Here is a 22,225-nt window from a genome sequence, read left to right on the forward strand (position 1 = left end):
TTATATTTCTGGAGAAAATATACATTGTCATGCGGGAGCGGTTGTTTTTCTTGTCTTTTATTGATGAATTGTTCATGTTCAATAAGGGTTAAGTTGTGAAAAGATAAAGGATATGCTCGTATGATGCGTCAGTGTGAGCTTGTTGAGCGTGTTCAACGTTACAAGTCTGACGTGGATGAAGCTCTGTTAAATAGGGCCTATAATTATGCAATGCAAAAGCATGGTCATCAAAAGCGTGCTTCCGGAGATCTTTATTTTTCTCATCCCTTAGAAGTTGCTGCTATTTTAACAGATATGCGGTTAGATGAAGCGACAATTGCCGTTGCTCTTTTGCATGATACGATTGAAGATACAAGCGCTACACGAGCGGAGATTGACCAGCTTTTTGGATCTGAAATTGGCAAGTTAGTTGAAGGGCTCACAAAACTTAATAAACTTGATCTTGTATCGAAGAAAGCAGTACAGGCAGAGAACCTTCGCAAACTTCTTATTGCTATTTCTGATGATGTTCGTGTTCTTTTAGTCAAGCTTGCTGACCGTCTCCATAATATGCGCACTCTTGGTGTTATGCGTGATGATAAGCGTCGGCGAATTGCTGAGGAAACAATGGATATTTATGCGCCACTTGCAGGTCGTATGGGTATGCAAGATATGCGCGAAGAATTAGAAGATCTCTCTTTCTTTTATTTGAATCCAGAAGGTTATCGTACGATAACCAATCGACTTTCTGAATTATCAAAGCGCAATCGTGATGTGCTTTCTAGGATTGAAAATGAACTGGCAAAACTTTTTTTTGAACATGGCATTAAAGCAGATGTTAAAAGTCGTCAGAAAAAATCCTATTCAGTTTTTCGCAAAATGGAAAGTAAGGCATTATCGTTTGAACAATTGTCTGATATTTTTGGGTTTCGTGTTATTGTTGAAACAGTGAATGATTGTTATCGTGCTCTTGGTATCATTCATACAACTTGGCCAATGGTACCTGGTCGTTTTAAAGATTATATTTCTATACCAAAGCAAAATGATTATCGTTCCATTCATACGACGATTGTAGGTCCTTCGCGGCAACGTGTAGAACTGCAGATTAGAACGGCTGCTATGGATGAAATTGCTGAATATGGCGTTGCGGCACATTCTATTTATAAAGATCATGGCTCCAATTATTCAACTTTGAAGTTGTCAAACGAAACAAATGCCTATGCATGGTTGCGTCAAACGATTCAATCTTTGTCAGATGGGGATAATCCAGAAGAGTTTTTAGAACATACAAAACTTGAGCTTTTTCAAGATCAAGTTTTTTGTTTTACTCCAAAAGGTCGATTGATTGCCTTTCCAAAAGGCGCGACCCCTATCGATTTTGCTTATGCCGTTCATACGGACATTGGTAATTCTTGTGTAGGGGTAAAAATCAATGGTCGTATTATGCCTTTAATGACCAAATTAAAAAATGGTGACGAAGTTGATATCATACGTTCACAAGCTCAAATCCCGCCAGCAGCTTGGGAATTCCTTGTTGTGACAGGTAAAGCGCGCTCAGCCATTCGTCGAGCAACCCGTGCGGCGGTACGTAAGCAATATTCTGGTTTGGGATATCGTATCCTCGAGCGTTCATTTGAATATATGGGAAAGCAATTTTCAAAAGATGCTCTTAAGCAAGTTTTGCCACGTTTGGCACGTAAAGATGTTGAAGATGTATTGGCTGCTGTTGGACGTGGTGAATTGCTTTCCGCTGATGTAGTTAAAGCGATTTATCCTGATTATCAAGATCACCGTGTTGTACAAAAGTCATCTTTTAAGCCTGGTGAAGAAGGTTGGTTTAACATTGAAAATGCTCAAGGGATGATTTTTAAAGTTCCAGAAAATGAAAAGGATGCAACTGCGCAGAAGCATCAATCCAAAGCATTACCTATCCGAGGAACCGGTGGAGATATTCCTGTACGGTTTTCTCCTGAAGGAGCAGTACCGGGAGATCGGATTGTTGGTATTATGCAACCAGGAGCGGGAATCGTTATTTATCCGATACAGTCTTCGGCGTTGATGGCCTATGATGATCAGCCAGAACGATGGATTGATGTCCGCTGGGATATTGATGCCCAAATGAGTGAACGTTTTCCTGCTCGAATTAATATTTTGGCTGTTAATAGTCCTGGCTCTTTGGCAGAAATTACACAAGTGATTTCTGCCAATGATGCCAATATTCAAAATTTATCTTTTATTCGTACAGCACCAGATTTTACAGAAATTGTGATTGATCTAGAAGTTTGGGATTTAAAACATTTGAATCGTATTTTTTCTCAGTTAAAAGAAGCAGGTTCGGTTAGTGCAGTACGGCGGGTTCATGGGTAAAAAGAGAGATTCAATGATGAATACACAAGATGTGATTGATATTTTTAAACAAGCAGATGCTATTTTGGAAGGGCATTTTATTTTGACATCAGGCCGCCATAGCGCTACTTATATGCAGAAGGCGAAGGTATTCATGCATGCTGACTTGACAGAGAAGTTATGTCGTGGGTTGGCTGAAAAAATCAAAAAATCTGTTGAGGGAAAAATTGATTATGTGGTTGGTCCAGCAATTGGTGGGCTTATTCCTTCGTACGAAACTGCGCGTCACCTTGGTATTCCTTCTCTTTGGGTAGAACGTGTAAATGGTATATTTGAATTGCGTCGTTTTGAAATCAAGCAGGGTGCACGTGTTGTGATTGTTGAAGATATTGTAACAACAGGCCTTTCCATTCGTGAGACGGTTGAGGCTCTGGTTGCAGCAGGAGCAGATGTATTGGCGAGTGCATGTATCCTTGATCGTTCTGGCGGTAAGGTTGATGTTGGGGTTCCGTTGATTGCGCTTGCTGAATACGAGGTAGCATCTTATGCTAGTGATGCACTTCCTGCTGAACTTGCCATGCTACCAGCGGTTAAGCCAGGAAGTAGAAATATTTAATTGTCTTTCTATTTTTTTACAAAATCTTGGAGAAATTAATTTGAACCATATGAATTACTTCATTGTTACGAGATGTATATAGAGAGTTAAATGCTTTTTCGTCGTAGAGAACCAGTAGATTTTGTAAAGCGTATTCGACTTTGGTTATGGCCACGTCGTTCATTCTCTCGCTCATTTTGCTACATACATAAACGTATTTTGCGTATCTCAGCAACGCCACATAAAGTTGCGTTGGGGTTTTCTATCGGTATTTTTTTAGCTTGTTCGCCTCTTTTGGGGATGCATGTTATTTTGGCGATATTTTTTTCTTGGATTTTACGCGGAAATTTTGCTGCAGCGATTATCGGGACGGTTTTTTCCAACCCACTTACATTTTTGCTGATTGTTATGGCTGATTATAAGGTAGGCTATTTGTGTTTATCGCTTTTTAGTAATGTAGATGAGATTTCTCTTTCTCAAATTCGTATTTTGTTTGAGGGTTTGACACTGTCAAATATATCTCTGCTTTTTAAGGGGACATGGGACTCAATCATGAGACCAATGATTTTAGGTGGTATCCTTTTAGGTTTTATTTTTGGCAGCTTATCTTATATAGGTGTTTACAGAGCAATTGCCCGCTTTCAACAAAAACGATATCAAAAGATTATTAAAAAAAAGCGCTTATGGCAAAAAAAATCGGGTAATATCTTATGATCATTGGTCTTGGAAATGATCTCATTGATATAAGACGCATCGAGAGAATGTTGATTCGTTATGGGGATCGTTTTATTCAACGTATTTTTACTGATATTGAGCAGAACAAATCTGAAAATCTCTCCAAAAGATCTTCTTCTTATGCCAAAAGATTTGCTGCTAAAGAAGCATGTGCTAAGGCTTTGGGGACTGGAATTGCCTGTGGTGTGGGTTGGAAAGATATGGGAGTGATCAACTTACCGTCTGGTAAACCAATCATGAAACTCACAAATCGTGCGCAAATACAGTTACAAAAGTTATTGCCTCCACATTATGAAGCTGTCATTCATCTGAGCATAACAGATGATTTTCCTTGGGCGCAGGCATTTGTTATTATCGAAGCATTTCCGCGTGGATAGAATAGATATCGTGGGAGATTGTGCTTTTGTTATTTGGACATTATGATAAAAAATGAATTATATCTGTCATGGGAAGGTAGTCTGTAATGGTTCAGAAAGAAAAAATGCATAAAAAGAAAGAAAAAGGCGGAATTCTTGAATTTATTTTGGTTTTGATACAAGCTCTGTTTTTAGCAGCACTTATTCGTACATTTTTTTTCCAGCCTTTTAGTATTCCTTCTGGTTCAATGCGTCCTACTTTACTTGTAGGAGATTATCTATTTGTTTCCAAATATGCCTATGGGTATTCTCGTTTTTCCATACCCTTTTCTCCTCCTCTTTTTTCGGGACGCATTTGGGCATCTCAGCCGAAGCGTGGAGATGTTGTCGTTTTTCGTTTACCGAGCAATCCGGATATTGACTATATAAAACGTGTTGTTGGGCTACCAGGTGATCGTATACAAGTTCGTCAAAGTGTTCTTTATATTAATGATAAAGCTGTTCCACGTCATTTTATGGGGAAGATTGATAATTCTGATATAACAGAGGTTAATGACCCTGTTGATGTGTATCGCGAAACAATGCCTAATGGTGTTCGCTACGATACACTTGATTTAGCTTTTATTCCGCAAGTTGATGACACAAAAGTCTTTGAAGTTCCACTAGGGCATTATTTTATGATGGGTGATAACCGTGATAATTCAGATGATAGCCGTCTGGATGTAGGCTATGTTCCAGAAGAAAATCTTATTGGTCGAGCGAGTGTGATTTTTTTCTCTATCAGTAATGGTTCAAGTGCTTGGCAGATTTGGCGCTGGCCATTTGATGTGCGTTGGAGTCGTTTGTTTTCTTTTATCAATACTGTTCATGATTTGCCGCTTGTTAAGCAAGGAATCAATGATGAATCGTCCAGTAATTGACCAGCTTGAAAAACTGACGGGGCATCGTTTTAGAAATGAAGAGAAATTAAAAAGAGCATTAACACATTCGAGTGTACAAGATTCGGAACAAGGGAATTATGAAAGACTGGAATTTTTAGGTGATCGGGTTCTAGGACTTTTGATTGCAGAGATGCTGTATCAATTTTTTCCGCAGGCAAGTGAAGGTGAATTATCGGTACGTTTAAATGGTCTGGTCAATGCGCAGACATGTGCCGATATTGCGCAAGAAATGGGTTTGCCTGATATGATTCGTGTTGGTTTTGAGATGAAAAACTTCGAGGGGCGTCGACTCATCAATATGCATGCTGATGTGATAGAAGCTTTGATTGCTGTGATGTATCTAGAGGGAGGACTGGAGAGTGTTCGGCCTTTTATTCAAAGATATTGGAAAGAACGGGCCCAACAAATGGATGCTGGTCGACGTGATGCAAAGACGGCGTTACAGGAATGGGCTCATATACAGAGCAACGCCCAACCATATTATCGGGTTATAAAACGTTCTGGTCCAGATCATGATCCTGTTTTTATGGTAGAAGTAAGCATTTCTGGTTTTGCTCCAGAGATCGGGCAGGGCAGTTCTAAAAGGTATGCTGAGAGAATGGCAGCTGAGAAGATTTTACGACGAGAGGGTATATGGAAAGCAATAGGAAAAAGTGATCATGGATGACGTTATTAAAACGCGTTCTGGTTTTGTCGTGCTTATTGGGATGCCGAATGCTGGCAAGTCAACATTAGTTAATCAGTTGGTGGGAACAAAGGTTTCAATCGTAACGCATAAAGTACAAACAACACGCACTTTAATCCGTGGTATTGTCATTCATGATAATACGCAAATTGTGTTGATTGACACACCAGGTGTTTTTCATCCTCATAAGAGATTAGAACGCGCAATGGTGTCTGCTGCTTGGGGGAGCGCTAAGAGTGCTGATATTCTTTTAGTTTTGATTGATGTTCAAAGTGGTCTTTCAGATGATGTCTATAAGATGTTAGATATTGTAAAAAATATTAAACAGGATAAGATTCTTGTTCTTAATAAAGTTGATACAGTTGTTAAGTCATCCCTTTTAGCATTAACCACTCAAATTAATGAGCGTGTGCCATTTGTGCAGACATTTATGATTTCAGCTTTAAACGGTTCTGGTTGCAAGGATTTGCTTCATGGATTAAGTGCAATGATGCAGGAGGGGCCATGGTATTATCCGGAGGATCAAATTTCAGATATGCCTATGCGTTATCTCGCTGCTGAAATTACGCGTGAAAAACTTTTTCTTCGCCTCCATGATGAACTGCCTTATTCCTCAACAGTTGAAACAGAAAACTGGGAAGAGCGTTCGGATGGTTCAGTTAAAATTAATCAAGTTATTTATGTAGAGCGTGAGAGTCAGAAAAAAATTGTTTTAGGAGCAAAAGGGGATACAATTAAAGCGATTGGTCAGGCAGCACGTAAGGAATTAATGGAAATTATGGACCAGAAGGTTCATCTTTTTCTCTTTGTAAAAGTGCGTGATAATTGGGATACTGATCCAGAACGTTACCGCGAAATGGGATTAGATTTTTTAAAATAAAATGAAATGGAAAGAGCAGGCCATTATCCTTGGTACACGCCAATATGGTGAAACAAGTGTTATTCTTGAAATTATGACACGTCTGCATGGCCGCTATATGGGGGTGGTAAAAGGAGGGCGATCTCGTCGTATGGCGGCTCTTCTGCAACCTGGAAATTTTGTTGAAGCCGAATGGTGGGCGCGTTTAGATGAACATTTGGGGCTTTTTCGGGTTGAAGCGCTTGACTTACATGCTGCGCGATTAATAATCTTACCGGATGCACTTTATGCTTTGCAGTTAATAGCTTTTCATTTGCGTCTTCTTCCTGAGCGTGATCCGCATCCCATTTTATATGATATTTTACATCTTTTTATGCAAAATTTTGAAGAAACGTTTGTGAACGCTGAATTACTTGTGCGTTTTGAAATGCGGCTTCTTGAAGAACTGGGCTTTGGACTCGATTTATCTCGTTGTGCTGCAACAGGTCGTCAGGAAAGGCTCTGTTATGTATCACCAAAATCAGGACGTGCTGTATGCGAAGAAGCTGGCTCTCCTTGGAAAGAAAAGCTTTTAATTCTACCACAGTTTCTCGTGCAAAGAACAGCTCGTCCTGTTGATTTTAATGACATATTAAATGGTTTTATTTTAACGGGTTTTTTTTTAATGCGTCATGTTTGGGAACCACGAGATATGAAGCAACCATCGGTGCGCATGAATTTGATACAATTGTTTGAACGGCGATTTCGTATGCAAACATGAATGTGCGGATTTGATAAAATGAAGAGAATGTGAAGATGAAAATCGTGAAAACAATTGCCGAGGTACGCTGCTTTCTTGCAGAAGAAAGGCGTTTAGGGCACTCTATTGGTTTTGTGCCAACCATGGGAGCACTGCATAAAGGTCATCTTGCATTAGTGCAGGAAGCAAGGGCTATGTGTGATCGCATATTGGTTTCTATTTTTGTCAATCCAAAGCAATTTGGCCCCAATGAGAATTTTGATCAATATCCAAGAGATTTGATGAGTGATTGTACTTTGTTGAAAAAAGCAGGTGTTGAATATGTTTTTGCACCTTCTGTGGAAGAAATGTGGCCACAGGGAAATGACACAATTGTGAAAGTAGAAAAATTATCACGTATTTTGATGGGAAAATTACGTCCAGGACATTTTTGTGGTGTAACGAGTATCGTTGCTAAACTTTTTAATATTGTGCAGCCAGATAAGGCTTTTTTTGGGGAAAAAGATTTTCAACAAATTTTGATCATTCGTCGTATGGTTGAAGATTTGGCTTTTCCTATTGAAATTATTGGAGTCCCTATTTTACGTGAAGCAGATGGAGTGGCGAGTTCTTCACGGAATCAGCTTTTAACCTTAGAAGATCGCCAAGCTGCAAAAATTATTCCTGAAAGCGGTAAAGCTGCGGAAAGGCTTTATCATCAAGGTGAACGATCGGTTGATAAATTATGTAAAACTGTTCGCAATATTTTACAGCAGGAATCGCGCGCGATTATTGAATCAATAGATTTACGGGACATGGAAACTTTGTCGGTAGTGAAGGGGAAGTTAGAAAAACCTGCGGTTTTATTACTCACTGTCCGTTTTGGTGAGGTGAGACTTCTGGATCAATATATCTTGCAAGAGAAAGGCTGAAAAGATGAGTGCACAGAAAATCATAAAACGTATGACTGCTTCTGATATAAGGTTAAGAAAAGGACAAGAACCGATTGTGTCTTTAACAGCTTATCAAGCTTATAGTGCGCGAATTGCTGATCTATATTGCGATTTGCTTTTGGTCGGTGATAGCGTTGGTATGGTTGTGCATGGGTTTGAGACAACACTCCCTGTGAGTGTGGATATGATGATTTTGCATGGGCAGGCAGTGATGCGCGGGTCTAAGAAGGCATTAGTGGTTGTTGATATGCCTTTTGGTTCTTATGAAGAAAGTCCAGAACAAGCTTTTTCTAATGCGTCACATATTCTTGCAGAAACGGGGTGTGGTGCAATTAAGCTTGAAGGTGGTGTTTATATGGCAGAAACGATTGATTTTTTGTGTAAACGCGGTATTCCCGTTATGAGCCATATTGGTCTTACACCACAGGCAGTAAATCGTTTTGGTGGTTTTAAGACGCAAGGACGTGATGAAAGGAATTGGCAACAGATTGAAGAAGACGCAGCAGCGGTTGAAAAAGCAGGTGCCTTTGCTGTTGTTGTAGAAGGAGTCGTAGAACCATTAGCAGTAAAGCTTACGGAGATGCTTTCTATTCCGACTATTGGCATTGGAGCATCTAGTCAATGTGATGGGCAGATATTGGTAATGGAAGATATGTTGGGTTATGGCGCTTGGGTACCTAAATTCGTACGTCGTTATGGTGCTCTTGAGCAAGCAATGGAGACCGCAATCAAGAGTTATGCAGAAGATGTCAAATCACGTGTTTTTCCAGCTGATGCAGAAGTTTATAAACTTAAATAAAATCCACTTTCATAAAAAGGTTTTACAAGAGATTATTTGTTGTTAAAACCTTGCAAAATTAACGTGTATTCTTTCATATGTCTTTTGTTCGTATTCAATTTGAACGATAATTTTTTTGTATGCTATTGCAATGATATTATCGGAAACCAATGAATACATAGAATTACGAGGACCTTATTGTGAGTATATTTTATAAAAATCTTTGGACTTAAATATTCTTCGCTTTTTGTTGGTTTTAAGCTGCAGGTTATTCTAACAGCAGAGGTTTTAGAATATTCAAATATCTATAAGTTGAAGAATAGGAAAGGAGGATATCCTTTTTATAATGGCATTCAAAAAGGTATTAAGAGAAGAGGGCGATAATTTAATATAGGCATTTTTTCACTAAAACGATAAAGGGTAAAGTATGCAAGGAGAGTGTTAGGATGATCTTTGCGTATCAAGGTGAATAAAACGGATTAAAAAGGCATTTTCAATTTGTTGTGTAGAAGTAGGTTGCAAATCGAGATCGTCAGGTAAAATATTATTGGGAGTACCAAAATAGCGAAGAGCTTCTTCTGTATTGAAGCCAGCAAGTGTAATTGCTTCGTAAAATGCAGCGATACGATCGGCTTGCTTGATTTTTTTTAAGAGCTTTTGAGAAGGGGAAACGGGGAGAGAAAATCGTATATGGATAGCATCTTGTATACGTTTTTCGATAAGCTCATATTGTTTTCCTATGACAGCTTTAAAAGGTGAAATCATATCACCGATGACATATTCTGGTGCATCATGAAGAAGAGCACATAGGCATTCATTGCTACGTGATTGCGGAAAAAGCTTCTGAAATATTTGTTCTACCAAAAGGGAATGCTGTGCAACAGAATAGGCATGCTCTCCTCGTGTTTGGCCGTTCCAGCGTGCAACACGGGCGAGCCCATGGGCAATATCTTCGATTTCAACATCAAAAGGAGAAGGATTTAGCAGATCAAGTCGTCGACCAGAAAGCATTCTTTGCCAAGCACGAGCTTCTCCATTTTTTGATAATTCAGCTTTAGCCATGCATTAAGTTTCCTCAGAGTTTTCAGGAAAGGTAAAGTTCATATTTTCGGCAATGCTTATGGTGACAGAAGCATTTTTTACTGTCAACGCAATACCTCTGTCCACAGCATCTTTGACATGGTCAATCCGCATTAAAGCCAAAGCTTCATTTGCAACACATGTTCCCAAACAACCAAGTATTTTTGTTTCTGCTTCAATGTTGGAACCTGAGGTTAATTCATGCTGACTTTTGACGATTAAAATGCGGCGACGTGCCGCACGACGGTGATGCATTCGTGAAACCACTTCTTGCCCTATATAGCAGCCTTTATTAAAGGCTAATCCACCAATTTGATCATAATTAATATCATGGGGAAAGACTTTCCCTATTTCATAGTCTTGACCACTTTCGGCGATTGCATAACGGATACGCAATCGATCCCAATGATGCTTATCTTCTGAAGCAAAAAGGGGTATATTTCCATAGATTCGCATTATTTTTTCTTTTTGTGGAAAGCGCTTATCAATAAAAGTTGAATCATACTCTGAGGAAGTTCTTTCAGTGTTCAAAAAAACTGTAACAACTTCTTGTAATGGTTGTGTAATTTCCACATTCCTGCGCAATTTGTAAAGGAGAAGGCGCTTTTGAAGGGTATCAGCTAAAGAGGCAACAATATCGATTAGATAGCCGTCTTCTATTTTCCCGATAAGAAAATCAGCAATAACTTTTCCTTGTGGAGATAAGAGGGCTCCAGGAAAAATTTCTTGTAAGCCGATTTTTTTTACGTCTGTAGTGATGAGAGATTGCAGAAAATCTGTTGCTTCTTCGCCTGTAACTTTAATAATGCTACGGTTTTTAAAGCGAATGGTATTTTGTTTTTCAATCATGGTTCTTGCTTTTCTGCTCAAAGTTACATAATCGATCAAAGAGGGGATATGTAAGAGGAGTACAGCTATGTTTAAAACATTTGATACAATTTTTAAAGGTGCAACACTTGTAAATCATGATGGAAGTAGCAAGCGTGATATTGGTATTACAAATGGCCGTATTGCTGAAATTGGCGATCTTGCATATGCCTCTGCTGGGGAGGTTATTGATTGTACAGGGCTTCATATTTTACCGGGTATCATCGATAGCCAAGTTCATTTTCGGGAGCCGGGCAATGAACATAAAGAAGATTTGGAAAGTGGTTCTTATTCTGCGGTGTTAGGAGGAGTTACGGCAGTTTTTGAAATGCCTAATACCAATCCATTAACCACCACGGAAGAAGCTTTGAATGATAAGGTAAAACGCGGATTTCACCGGATGCATTGTGATTTTGCATTTTGGGTTGGAGGAACACGTGAAAATGTACATGAATTGGCTGAGTTAGAAAAACTTCCTGGTGCTGCTGGAATAAAAGTTTTCATGGGGTCTTCTACTGGTGATCTTTTGGTGGATGATGATGAAAGTGTGCGTCTTATTTTGCAGAATACACGCCGTCGTGCAGCTTTTCATTCTGAAGATGAGACAAGGCTTAGAGAGCGTAAAATGTTGCGTATCGAGGGGGATGCATCATCACATCCAGTTTGGCGTGATGAGGTTGCAGCATTGAAATGTACACAACGTTTAGTAAAAATTGCGCATGAAACAAAGTCGCGCATCCACGTGTTACATCTTTCTACAGCAGAAGAAATTGAGTTTTTAAAACATCATAAGGATGTTGCAACAATTGAAGTTACGCAGCATCATTTGACTTTAACCTCTGATGATTATGAGCGTTTTGGTACATTGATTCAAATGAATCCACCAATTCGCGAAAGTCGACACTGTGAATCTCTCTGGTATGGTGTTCAGCAGGGTATTGTTGATGTGTTAGGTTCTGATCATGCTCCTCATACGCTTGAAGAAAAGCGCAAATCTTATCCTGCATCACCTTCAGGGATGACAGGAGTGCAAACAACAGCGGCAATTATGCTAACACATGTAAATGCAGGAAAGATATCCCTTGAACGTTTTGTCGATCTCACGTCACATGGCCCTAGTCGTGTTTTTGGTATAAGCTGTAAAGGGCGCCTTGCTGTTGGATATGATGCTGACTTGACCATTGTTGATCTTAAGCGAGAAGAAGTTATTACCGATGCTTTGATTGGTTCACGCGCAGGTTGGACACCTTATGATGGTAAAAAGGTTAAGGGCTGGCCTGTTGGAACCATTATTCGAGGGATATGTGTTATGTGGGAAGGCGAAATCGTAACCCCTTCGCAAGGTGAACCTGTTAAATTTATAGAAGCTCTGGTGTAACCAGATAAAACAGATGGGGTTTATGGAATGACTTACTCTGTGAGAAGACGCTTGTTGTGGTTTTGTCATAGGAAAATAAAAATATATTGAGGGTTTAGGAATTTTTGTACAGGTTAATTATTATAATATTAATTATTATAATGCGTGAGAAGGTTTTCAGATAAAGCTCTTCCTTCCTTAATATATCTTTGATTTGCTTCAATTGCTGATTGTGTACAATGATGATAATTTTCTGAAAAAGCACGGTACGCTTCATTAAATGCTTCATAAAAATAAGCACGTCTTTGTGGCATGGGTTTTTCTGCCTCAATCAGTGCACTCATGTAGTTATACCATTGGTTTGTGGGAGTACTACAAAGATTTTGTAAGTAATGGAGGGATCCCAAAATTTCTGATAGTCGTAGTAATTTCGTCTCATAGGGTGGCGATTGTTGCGCAAAAGTTGATGTTAACGCTAAAAAAAATATAAAAAAAACAATTTTTATCAGATTACGCATTGTTTATTGTTCCTTTTTAATAAAGCTTTGTAGATTACAATCGCGGATAAAATGGCTTTGTCATAGAATATAGGTTACAATGTAAAGACAAAAATGGTTTGCACATCATTACCAAGAGCGGGCATGTTATAAAATTTAGGGCATGAAAGGGAGTAAGGAAAGCATCATGAAGATATTGAAATTTTGACGAAGCTTTGTGTCGTTAAAAATTTCAGATTTTTGTATGCAATCTGTTTTTCGTATGATTTTCGCTGTATAGCGTGTTCTAGATTTTCTTCTAGAGCGGTTTTCTCATCAAAAAAATAGAGTTTTTATTAATAGGCCGCTTTAATCCTATCCAATAGAGTAGATTGTTTTTTGACAAATGATGGGTACAGACTCAATGAGATAGGCTCACTGTGAGAATTTTAGATAAGATATACGAAAGTTTTAACTTAAAGCCACATAATGCAATGATTTTGAATAAAATTCACTTTGAAAAGCGGCGAATAATATCATTTAACGGAGTATAATATGAAAGAGTTGCGTTTTTATAACACGCTGACACGTAAAAAAGAAATTTTTACACCGATAGATGCAACGAGAGTACGTCTTTATGTTTGTGGTCCAACAGTTTACGATTACGCCCATATAGGTAACGCACGCCCAGTCATTGTTTTTGATATATTATTTCGTTTATTGCGTCAGATTTATGGTAAAGATCACGTTATATACGCCCGTAATATTACAGATGTAGATGATAAAATTAATGCACGAGCAGCTTACGAATATCCAGAGCTAGCACTTAACGAAGCTATTCGCCGATTGACGGAGCGTACCTATTCTCAATTTCAACAAGATACACTAGCACTTGGTTGTTTATTGCCAACCAGTCAACCGCGTGCAACGGATCATTTAGAAGAGATGCGCTCTTTGATTGAACGGTTGCTTAAAAAAGGACACGCTTATATAGCAGAAAATCATATATTATTTTCTGTAAGCAGCATAAAAAAACATCCTCGTTATGGGGCATTTGCAAAACGCTCCTTAGAAGAGATGAGAGCGGGGGCGCGTATTGATGTTGCTACTTATAAAAGAGAAGAAATGGATTTTGTTTTATGGAAACCTTCTGCGGAAGGGGAACCAGGTTGGAAATCACCAGCAGGAATTCCTGTTTTAGGTCGTCCAGGATGGCATATTGAATGTTCTGCAATGTCAATGGCAAAATTGTTAGAACCCTATGGCGGGGGTTTAAGCTGTGCTGATCCGACAGCAAATATTTTTGATATTCACGGTGGTGGACTTGATTTGATTTTTCCTCATCATGAGAATGAGATTGCACAAAGTTGTTCGGCTTTTGGAACTGAGCGAATGGCTAATATTTGGATGCATAATGGTTTTTTGCAGGTTGAAGGCCAAAAGATGTCTAAAAGCCTCGGCAATTTTATTACTATTCGTTCTGTTTTAGAGAATGATTTTTTTGATTATAATGATGTTTTAACAAATGAAATGAAGCAAAATTGGGCGGGTTTATCTGCACGTTTTTCGATGTTACAAACGCATTATCGTGAACCGTTAAATTGGACAGCTCAGCGTTTAGTACACTCTAGTAACGAACTGTATCGTTGGTATGAATTGCTTCGTAGAGAAAGTGCTTATGTGGAGGAGAATGAAATTCTTGATGACTCTCTGATAAACGTATTAAGTGATGATCTAAACACGCCGAATGCCTTTGCTCTTTTACGACAATTTTATAAAAGAAGCGATGCTGTAGCGCTAGCAAATGGGATGAATTTATTTGGGCTCTTACGCCAAGAGTGGGTTAGAGATGGAGAGTGCCCATTATTTATGAGAAAAGCTTCTCTTGATTCAAAATTTATCGATCAACGTATTGCCGAAAGGTCACGACTTATCCATAATAAAGAGTGGGCAGCTGCGGATACAATTCGTGATGAGCTTGCAGCCGATGGGGTTATTTTAAGAGACGAAAAAGATCCACAGACTGGCGAGCGTATAACAGTGTGGGAAATAAAGCGATGATAATTTGCCTACTCCAGCAGCTTTCATAGAAAAGGGAGAATATGATGGAATTTGTGTATAGTTATGGATATGTCGCACTTAAGCTGGCTGTAGGTCTTGTTGCCTTTCTCTTAATTTTAAGAACAACCGGTCGTGGTAGTCTTAGTCAAATGACACCCGTTGATTTGGTTAGCAATTTTGTAATGGGGGGTATTCTTGGAGGGGTGATTTATAATCCCAATATTAGTATTGTTCAATTATTGGTTGTTTTATGTATTTGGCAAGCCTTGGTTACATCTCTTAATTTTTTTGCACGCTATTCAGTTTTTTTTCATCGTCTTGTTGCAGGACAGAATGTCGCATTAGTTTTGGATGGTATATTTCAAATAGATAAGATTAAGAATTTGGGTATCACCGTCAATGATTTGATTACAATGTTGCGCATTAAAGGCTGTAGTTTACATGAAGCTGCTTTTGTTCATTTAGAAACTAATGGTGATTGTTCTGTTGTTAAAAAGGAAGAAGGTAAGAAGTCCATTATTTTAGTACAAAATGGCGAAGTTTTCGATAAAGGTCTTAAAGAGATTGGCAAATCAAAGACATGGCTTCAAGCAGAATTGAAAAAAAAACGTGCAAAGGTTGAGAATTTATTTGCGGCAGAATGGTATGAGAATACAGACCAAAATAATAAACCTTATAGTGGATTATTTCTTGTCCCTTTTTCAAAAACAGTCTAACTTTAAGTGCTAATACGTATATTTACAAGAAGCATATGGCAAGTAGATAGAAACTGTAGTGGCTACAGGGGATATTATCGTGCTTTTGAGTGGATGATAAAGAAATAAGTGCTTTATGAAACAGAATGAAATGATAAAAACCGTATCGTCAGATACAGGGCAGACTTTGCGTACACTCTACAATTTATGGCCTTATATGTGGCCAACAGATCGACGCGATCTGAAAATGCGTGTTCTATGGGCGATATTTTATCTTGTTTTAGCCAAGCTGTTTCTCATATCTGTACCGTATTTCTTTAAATATGCTACGGATACTCTTGATGTAAGCTCTAAATTCTCTATGTGGACGTCATCCAGTTGCGTCATTCCTCTTATGCTCGTCTTGGCATATAATGTTGCACGTATTGTTCAAACTGCATTAAATCAATTACGTGATTCTCTATTTGCAACAGTTGGTCAACATGCTATCCGCCAATTAGCTTATAAGACCTTCATGCATGTTCATGAATTATCTTTGCGATTTCATTTGGAAAGGCGAACAGGTGGTCTTTCTCGTGTGATTGAGCGCGGGACAAAAGGAATTGAAGCCATTGTTCGATTTTCAATTCTGAACACAGTACCAACGGTTTTAGAATTTATTTTGACAGCATTTGTATTTTATATAAACTATGGATGGCATTATTTATTCATAGTTGTCATCATGGTGGGGCTATATACTTGGTTTACAATTAAGGCAAGTGATTGGCGCATTCGTATTCGGCAGAACATGAATATGGCAGATACCGAAGCCAATACGCGTGCTGTTGATTCTCTTTTGAATTTTGAAACAGTCAAATATTTTTGTAATGAAACTCTAGAAGCACGTCGCTTTGATTCTTCTATGGAAAATTATGAAAAAGCAGCAACGAAAATTTGGACATCCTTAAGCTGGCTTAATTTTGGTCAGGCTCTTATTTTTGGTATTGGAATGACTATTCTGATGGTAATGTCAGCTTACGAAGTCTTTCATAATACACAAACTTTGGGGGATTTTGTTTTTATTAATGCGCTTTTAATACAGCTCTCTATTCCGCTGAATTTTATTGGTTCCATTTATCGTGATGTGCGACAAGGATTAACTGATATTGAAGCCATGTTTGATCTTTTAGACGTTCAGCAGGAGATTGTTGATAAATCAGATGCTAAACCATTGGTGGTGCATGACGGTACCCTTCGGTTTCATCAGGTAAAATTTTCCTATGATCCAGCTCGCCCAATTCTCAAAGACATTAATTTTGAAGTCCCTGGAGGCAAAACAGTTGCAATTGTTGGTCCATCAGGTGCTGGTAAGTCAACTATTTCTCGATTACTTTTTCGTTTTTACGATGTTGATGCAGGTTCTATCACAATTGATGGACAAGATATCCGTGATGTAACGCAAAAAAGTTTACGTGAAGCTATCGGTATGGTACCGCAGGATACGGTGTTATTTAACGATACAATTGCATATAATATTTGCTATGGGCGTCCAACTGCTACAGAGGAAGAGATGCGCAAAGCTGCTGAAATGGCACAGATATCAAAATTTATTGAGATGCTTCCAGAAGGCTTTCAGTCTACGGTAGGTGAGCGTGGACTTAAATTATCAGGTGGTGAAAAACAACGTGTAGCTATTGCGCGGACATTGTTGAAAGCTCCTCCCCTTCTTATTCTGGATGAAGCAACAGCGGCTCTAGATACGGCAACAGAACAGGAAATTCAACAAGCACTGGATATCGTAAGCCGTGGGCGTACGACATTGATCATTGCTCATCGTCTTTCTACTGTTGTCAATGCTGATGAAATTTTGGTTCTTAAAAATGGCCGTATTATTGAAAACGGGACGCATGTACAGCTTTTACGGAAGAAAGGTCTTTATGCTTCAATGTGGAATAAGCAGCTTGAAGCATCGCAAGCTGAAGAGAAATTACGTAAAATGCGTGAAGAAGATGAGATAGGCGTTGTTAATCGTAAAAAATAAGCTGTGCAAATGTTATCTATAACTTTATATGGGGTGGTTGATTAGGTACACAAAAGGGCAAAAAGGAACAAAAAAATTTATACCTTGTTAAGGTTATACTATGAATAGGAAATTATATGAGTATTCTACAATCTATCCATAATAGCTTTGTGTCGATTCATAAAGAGGGTTATCCCTTTATTGTGGCATTTTTTATTATTTCGCTCATTCTTGGTTGGATGTGGAATCCGTTGTTTTGGTGTGGTCTCATTCTTACTGTATGGTGTATATATTTTTTCCGTGATCCAGATCGTGTGGTCCCTTTAAATTCAAATTTGGTTATATCCCCGGCTGATGGGCGTATCTCATTCGTTGAACCGTGTGTTCCACCTGAAGAATTGGGATTAGGTCAAGAAGAAATGATCCGTGTTTCCGTATTTATGGATATTTTTTCATGCCACATCAACCGTATTCCCATAAGTGGAACAGTAGAATCTATAGTTTATCGCCCAGGGCGCTTTACCAATGCTGAGCTTGATAAGGCGAGTCAGTTTAATGAACGTAATGGGATGGTGATTGATAGCAAACATGGTAAAATTGGTATGGTGCAGATAGCTGGGTTGCTCGCTCGCCGGATTGTTTGTTGGTCAAAAGAAAATGATTCTGTGACTGCTGGAGAACGATTTGGGTTAATTCGTTTTGGTTCTCGCCTTGATATTTATATACCAACTGGAGTGCAAATGCGTGTTGCAGTTGGGCAAACAGCAATTGCTGGAGAAACGGTTTTAGGTTCTTTTGATGATCAGAGTGAAACAACTGGTTTTAGATTTGATTAGGATGAACAATGAAAATTTTTTCACTCTTTTCTTCATTTAATCCTGATGGGCAGCAGGATGACGGCGCAAATCGGTGGCGTTCACCTACACCGATGCGATATGTTATTCCCAATATTATCACTATTTTGGCAATTTGCGCAGGGATGAGCAGTATTCGTTTGGCTTTCGAGCATCGCTATGAGGCTGCTATTTTAATGGTGCTTTTGGCAGCAATTCTAGATGGTGCTGATGGCCGTATCGCCCGTTTGATGGATGGCAGTTCATCTTTTGGAGCACAGATGGATTCTCTTGCTGATGTGGTCAATTTTGGTGTCGCACCTGCGCTTATTGTTTATTCTTTTGTTTTAGAACAAGCACACCAAGTCGGTTGGGTGGCGGCACTTGTCTATTGTGTTGCTTGTTGTTTGCGATTAGCGCGTTTTAATGTGATGTTGGATAACAAGGACATACCAAAATGGCAGGGGAATTATTTTGTTGGTGTTCCAGCACCAGCAGGGGCGTTACTGCTTTTATTACCTATGTATTTAGGAGCTCTTGGTTTGGTACCAAGTTGGAGTTGGGCATTATTTTTTAGCCTTTATACTGTGGTCATTGCTTTTCTTTTGGTCAGCCGTTTACCAGTATGGAATGCAAAAACAATTGATCAAAATTTGAGGCGTGATATCGTTGTACCGTGCATGCTGGGTATTGTTATTTATGTAGGTTTTCTTGCCACTTATACGTGGTATACATTATTGGTTACAGCTGTTTGCTATATGATTTTCCTCCCCTGTAGTGTTATTGCCTATAATAAACGCGCTATTTTGGAAGAAAAAAAAACCAATGCTGAAAAGTGCCAAGAATCATAGAGTTTTATAGTTTGGGAAAGAAGAGTAGAAACAGAGAAAAATTTCCATTTAGGTTGGTTATTTCTATTTTTTCTATAATCAGTCAGGTGCATGATAATCCGTAAACCGATTTTTACGGACGTTAAAAAGTTTTCCTGTTTCTTTTAAATCAGGTGAGGATAAATGTGCTATCTTTGCTGCAACTTCTTGTGGTGAAGGGAGTGTTTGAGGATCTTCACTAGGCATGGCTTGTGCTCGCATAGCAGTCCGTGTTGCACCGGGGTCAACACAATTAATCTTGATAGGGGTTTGTTTGAGTTCTTCTGCCCAGCAGCGAGCAATGATTTCTAAAGCCGCTTTAGAGGCTGCATAAGGTCCCCAGAAAGCACGTGCAACATGAGCAACACTTGAGGATAATAGAATCGCTCGTCCAGCATCAGATTTACGTAATAAAGGTTCTACGGCTTTCATTAAGCGCCATTGGCTGATGAGGTTTATTTGCAAAACATCTTCAAAGACTGTGTTCTCTATATGAGCTACTGGTGAGAGCATACCAAGAATTCCTGCACTTGCAACCATAATGTCGAGCTTTTTCCAGCGTTTAGCAATTGAAACACTCAGAGTATCAATGTTTTCCATATGATGTAAGTCAAGTGGGACGAGTGTTGCACATGCACCTTTTTCTCGGATTTTGTTGTCAAGCTCAGTAAGACCACTCACTGTTCGTGCAAGGGCGATAATGTGAGCACCACGTTTCGCAAGCTCTAACGCTAAATGGTAGCCAATACCTTTTGAGGCACCGGTAACAAGTGCAACACGACCAGAGAGACTAAAATCAAATTGTGTCATCATTAATCTCTTGTTTTAAGAACAGAGGATTGATGAATTTTGGGGATACTTTCTTGATCAACCAGATGTGTAGGATAGTGTCCGGTAAAATAATGGTCAGTAAATTGTGGATCAGCGTTATTTCGTTTTTCTCCTGCTACAGCAAGATAGAGACCATCCGTTGAGAGAAATTCTAATGAGTCAGCTCCAACAAAATTGCACATAGATTTTAAGTCTGGATATTGATTAGCTAATAGGCTTTCAACTTCAGGTGTATCAATGCCATAAAAATCAGGATAGAAAATCATAGGGCTAGAAATGCGCATATGAACTTCTTTTGCGCCTGCATCACGGAGCATGCGTACAATTTTGAGGGATGTTGTACCACGCACAATGGAGTCATCAACCAGAATAACACGTTTCCCTTTGATGACAGAACGATTTGCGGAATGTTTTAATTTGACTCCAAAAGCACGAATTTGTTGTGTTGGTTCGATAAAAGTACGGCCAACATAGTGATTACGAATAATTCCAAGCTCAAAGGGAATTCCAATTTCCTGCGCATAGCCAATTGCAGCGGGTGTTCCACCATCAGGAACAGGAACCACAACATCACCTTCACAGGGTGCTTCCTGTGCCAAATGGATTCCCATATTTTTACGTACCGTATAAACATTCCGTCCTCCAACAATTGAATCAGGACGTGCAAAATAGACATATTCAAAAAGACAAAGTTTTTCTGGTTTTTGATTCTCTGAATTTATGATTTTTTTAGTAATTTCCCCATTTTTTTGGATTTCACATATGATAATTTCCCCATTTTTAACATCGCGAACATATTTTGCTCCGATGATATCAAGAGCACAGGTTTCGGAACAAAAGATTGGTTTACCGTCAAGTTCCCCCATTACAAGAGGTCTAATCCCTGTTGGATCGCGTGCAGCAATAAGCTTGGTGCGTGTAAGCGCCAACATGGCATATCCACCTTCCACTTTCCGAATAGCATCAACAAAACGATCAGATGACGATTCATAACGTGAACGGGCAATAAGATGGAGGAAAACCTCTGAATCTGATGTTGATTGACAGATGGCGCCTGAAGCAATGAGTTCGCGGCGTAGTGTAAGACCATTCGTGAGATTGCCATTATGGGCAATAGCAATACCTCCAGCTTTTAATTCGGCAAAAAGAGGCTGAACGTTTCGTAATGCTATTTCTCCAGTTGTTGAGTAACGCGTGTGTCCAATAGCGCGATTACCCGGTAAACGGGCAAGTGTTGCGGGGTTTGTATAGTGATCACCCACAAGACCTAGATGCTTTTCTTGATGAAACATTTTATTATGGTAAGAAACGATTCCAGCTGCTTCTTGCCCACGATGTTGAAGCGCATGGAGTCCGAGAGCTGTTAATGTTGCTGCATCTTCATGACCAAGAATACCAAAAACTCCACATTCTTCATGAAGGGTATCATCATCCAATGAAAAATCCTGACAGGAAATATCGCCTTTTGTCATCATATTCTTTCAGTTGTAATGTGAAAAATGATTACGCATCCTTCACATGTTATTTTGAACTTTTTCCCATAACAAATTATTCCCCATTTTGCCGAATTGCTTTTTCATGAGAGTGGTTATCCTGTGTATGAGTGTCGTCTTTTTTAAACATCTTTTCTGCTTTTTCGAGGACAGTATCGAGATTTTTAGGAAGTATTTTTAAAACCTTATGTCCCCATGAATCTAATATGGGTTTTGTTGTTGCATTTTTTAACCAGTTAGCTTGGTTTTCGGGTTTAATCAGCGCATTAATAAGGAGCATGCCAATGACCATGATAAATACCCCTCGGAGTGCTCCAAAAACAAAACCGATAGTGCGGTCAAGAATACCAATTCGACTATCAATAATAAAATCAGAGATTTTCATGGTAATGATTGAAGTAATAATAAGAACAACAATAAAAATCGTGACCAATGTTGTTATCAATGCAATCATTTTATTAGAAAGATATTGCTCAAAGAAGGGTAAGAAAGGTTTGAATAAAAATAGTGTAGCAACAGCTGCTATTGCCCAAGAAACCAACGATAGCACCTCGCGTGAAAACCCTCGGAGCATAGCGAGAAAAGCGGACAACAGGATGATTGCTACGACAATTCCATCAAGGACTGTTATGATCATTTGTTTGTTCCTTATACATAAAGTTGTGTTTTTTTAGTGAGTATACACACATTTCTAGTTATGCTATTTTTATTCTTATAGC

22 protein-coding genes are annotated in these 22,225 nt (G+C 38.9%); 16 read left to right on the forward strand and 6 right to left on the reverse strand.

All coding sequences use genetic code 11. The features are described from left to right. Positions 1-120 precede the first annotated feature (120 nt). The 10 genes from J7R12_RS04310 to panB all read left to right on the forward strand — a co-directional run bounded on the left by J7R12_RS04310 (position 121) and on the right by panB (position 8,966). Positions 121-2,346 carry a RelA/SpoT family protein gene (locus tag J7R12_RS04310; RefSeq protein WP_126602976.1) on the forward strand — a complete coding sequence of 742 codons (2,226 nt, stop codon included), beginning with the start codon at positions 121-123 and terminating at the stop codon, positions 2,344-2,346. A gap of 16 nt (positions 2,347-2,362) precedes the next feature. After that, on the forward strand, positions 2,363-2,941 hold the full coding sequence (pyrE, locus tag J7R12_RS04315) for an orotate phosphoribosyltransferase (protein ID WP_126604022.1): 579 nt from the start codon (positions 2,363-2,365) through the stop codon (positions 2,939-2,941). 90 nt (positions 2,942-3,031) lie between these two features. Then, the gene (locus J7R12_RS04320) at positions 3,032-3,634 is read left to right on the forward strand and encodes a DUF2062 domain-containing protein (protein WP_126602978.1); all 603 of its coding nucleotides are present in this window, start codon (positions 3,032-3,034) and stop codon (positions 3,632-3,634) included. Next, entirely contained in the window at positions 3,631-4,032 is a 402-nt protein-coding gene (gene acpS / locus J7R12_RS04325) for a holo-ACP synthase (RefSeq protein ID WP_126602980.1), read from the forward strand. The genes J7R12_RS04320 and acpS overlap by 4 nt, the downstream gene beginning before the upstream one ends. 86 nt (positions 4,033-4,118) lie before the next feature. Continuing rightward, complete coding sequence (gene lepB, locus J7R12_RS04330; protein WP_126602982.1) at positions 4,119-4,931, forward strand: signal peptidase I; 813 nt, start codon at positions 4,119-4,121, stop codon at positions 4,929-4,931. Beyond that, positions 4,912-5,619: a ribonuclease III gene (gene rnc / locus J7R12_RS04335; protein ID WP_126602984.1), complete on the forward strand. Its 708-nt coding sequence runs from the start codon at positions 4,912-4,914 to the stop codon at positions 5,617-5,619. The genes lepB and rnc overlap by 20 nt, the downstream gene beginning before the upstream one ends. Further along, the gene (gene era / locus J7R12_RS04340; RefSeq protein WP_126602986.1) at positions 5,612-6,517 is read left to right on the forward strand and encodes a GTPase Era; all 906 of its coding nucleotides are present in this window, start codon (positions 5,612-5,614) and stop codon (positions 6,515-6,517) included. The genes rnc and era overlap by 8 nt, the downstream gene beginning before the upstream one ends. A gap of 1 nt (position 6,518) precedes the next feature. Further along, positions 6,519-7,256: a DNA repair protein RecO gene (gene recO / locus J7R12_RS04345; RefSeq protein ID WP_126602988.1), complete on the forward strand. Its 738-nt coding sequence runs from the start codon at positions 6,519-6,521 to the stop codon at positions 7,254-7,256. A 35-nt stretch (positions 7,257-7,291) separates the two neighbouring features. Further along, entirely contained in the window at positions 7,292-8,146 is an 855-nt protein-coding gene (gene panC / locus J7R12_RS04350; RefSeq protein ID WP_126602990.1) for a pantoate--beta-alanine ligase, read from the forward strand. A 4-nt stretch (positions 8,147-8,150) separates the two neighbouring features. Beyond that, complete coding sequence (panB, locus tag J7R12_RS04355) at positions 8,151-8,966, forward strand: 3-methyl-2-oxobutanoate hydroxymethyltransferase (RefSeq protein WP_126602992.1); 816 nt, start codon at positions 8,151-8,153, stop codon at positions 8,964-8,966. Positions 8,967-9,386: 420 nt separating this feature from the next. On the opposite strand, the gene J7R12_RS04360 is transcribed toward panB, so the two are convergent. Together J7R12_RS04360 and ygfZ are read right to left on the reverse strand one after the other, a co-directional pair. Then, positions 9,387-10,007 carry a YfbR-like 5'-deoxynucleotidase gene (locus J7R12_RS04360; protein WP_126602994.1) on the reverse strand — a complete coding sequence of 207 codons (621 nt, stop codon included), beginning with the start codon at positions 10,005-10,007 and terminating at the stop codon, positions 9,387-9,389. A 3-nt stretch (positions 10,008-10,010) separates the two neighbouring features. Next, positions 10,011-10,874, reverse strand: a complete 864-nt coding sequence (ygfZ, locus tag J7R12_RS04365) for a CAF17-like 4Fe-4S cluster assembly/insertion protein YgfZ (RefSeq protein WP_126602996.1) — start codon at positions 10,872-10,874, stop codon at positions 10,011-10,013. 67 nt (positions 10,875-10,941) lie between these two features. On the opposite strand from ygfZ, the gene J7R12_RS04370 reads away from it, so the two are divergent. Next, positions 10,942-12,270 carry a dihydroorotase gene (locus tag J7R12_RS04370; RefSeq protein ID WP_126602998.1) on the forward strand — a complete coding sequence of 443 codons (1,329 nt, stop codon included), beginning with the start codon at positions 10,942-10,944 and terminating at the stop codon, positions 12,268-12,270. A gap of 128 nt (positions 12,271-12,398) precedes the next feature. On the opposite strand, the gene J7R12_RS04375 is transcribed toward J7R12_RS04370, so the two are convergent. Next, on the reverse strand, positions 12,399-12,767 hold the full coding sequence (locus tag J7R12_RS04375; protein WP_126603000.1) for a TIGR02301 family protein: 369 nt from the start codon (positions 12,765-12,767) through the stop codon (positions 12,399-12,401). Between the two features lie 513 nt (positions 12,768-13,280). On the opposite strand from J7R12_RS04375, the gene cysS reads away from it, so the two are divergent. From cysS to pssA, 5 genes are all read left to right on the forward strand, one after another. Beyond that, positions 13,281-14,786 carry a cysteine--tRNA ligase gene (gene cysS, locus J7R12_RS04380; RefSeq protein WP_126603002.1) on the forward strand — a complete coding sequence of 502 codons (1,506 nt, stop codon included), beginning with the start codon at positions 13,281-13,283 and terminating at the stop codon, positions 14,784-14,786. 44 nt (positions 14,787-14,830) lie between these two features. Further along, a complete protein-coding gene (locus J7R12_RS04385) occupies positions 14,831-15,502 on the forward strand; it encodes a DUF421 domain-containing protein (RefSeq protein WP_126604023.1) in 672 nt (223 codons plus the stop codon). Positions 15,503-15,617: 115 nt separating this feature from the next. Next, positions 15,618-17,501 (forward strand): ABCB family ABC transporter ATP-binding protein/permease, encoded by a 1,884-nt coding sequence (locus J7R12_RS04390; RefSeq protein ID WP_126603004.1) that lies wholly within the window; start codon positions 15,618-15,620, stop codon positions 17,499-17,501. 116 nt (positions 17,502-17,617) lie between these two features. After that, positions 17,618-18,316 (forward strand): phosphatidylserine decarboxylase, encoded by a 699-nt coding sequence (locus J7R12_RS04395; protein WP_126603005.1) that lies wholly within the window; start codon positions 17,618-17,620, stop codon positions 18,314-18,316. An 8-nt stretch (positions 18,317-18,324) separates the two neighbouring features. Further along, positions 18,325-19,164: a CDP-diacylglycerol--serine O-phosphatidyltransferase gene (gene pssA / locus J7R12_RS04400; RefSeq protein ID WP_126603007.1), complete on the forward strand. Its 840-nt coding sequence runs from the start codon at positions 18,325-18,327 to the stop codon at positions 19,162-19,164. A 78-nt stretch (positions 19,165-19,242) separates the two neighbouring features. Here the strand turns inward: pssA and J7R12_RS04405 are convergent, their stop codons facing one another. The 3 genes from J7R12_RS04405 to J7R12_RS04415 form a co-directional block, all read right to left on the reverse strand. Continuing rightward, positions 19,243-19,992, reverse strand: coding sequence for an SDR family NAD(P)-dependent oxidoreductase (locus tag J7R12_RS04405; protein ID WP_126604024.1), 750 nt, complete (start codon positions 19,990-19,992; stop codon positions 19,243-19,245). Positions 19,993-19,994: 2 nt separating this feature from the next. Continuing rightward, on the reverse strand, positions 19,995-21,488 hold the full coding sequence (gene purF / locus J7R12_RS04410; RefSeq protein WP_197721521.1) for an amidophosphoribosyltransferase: 1,494 nt from the start codon (positions 21,486-21,488) through the stop codon (positions 19,995-19,997). Positions 21,489-21,561: 73 nt separating this feature from the next. Next, complete coding sequence (locus J7R12_RS04415; protein ID WP_126603009.1) at positions 21,562-22,143, reverse strand: CvpA family protein; 582 nt, start codon at positions 22,141-22,143, stop codon at positions 21,562-21,564. Positions 22,144-22,225: the final 82 nt, after the last annotated feature.

It is taken from the genome of Bartonella vinsonii subsp. vinsonii (genome assembly GCF_902825235.1).
Lineage (GTDB): Bacteria > Pseudomonadota > Alphaproteobacteria > Rhizobiales > Rhizobiaceae > Bartonella > Bartonella vinsonii.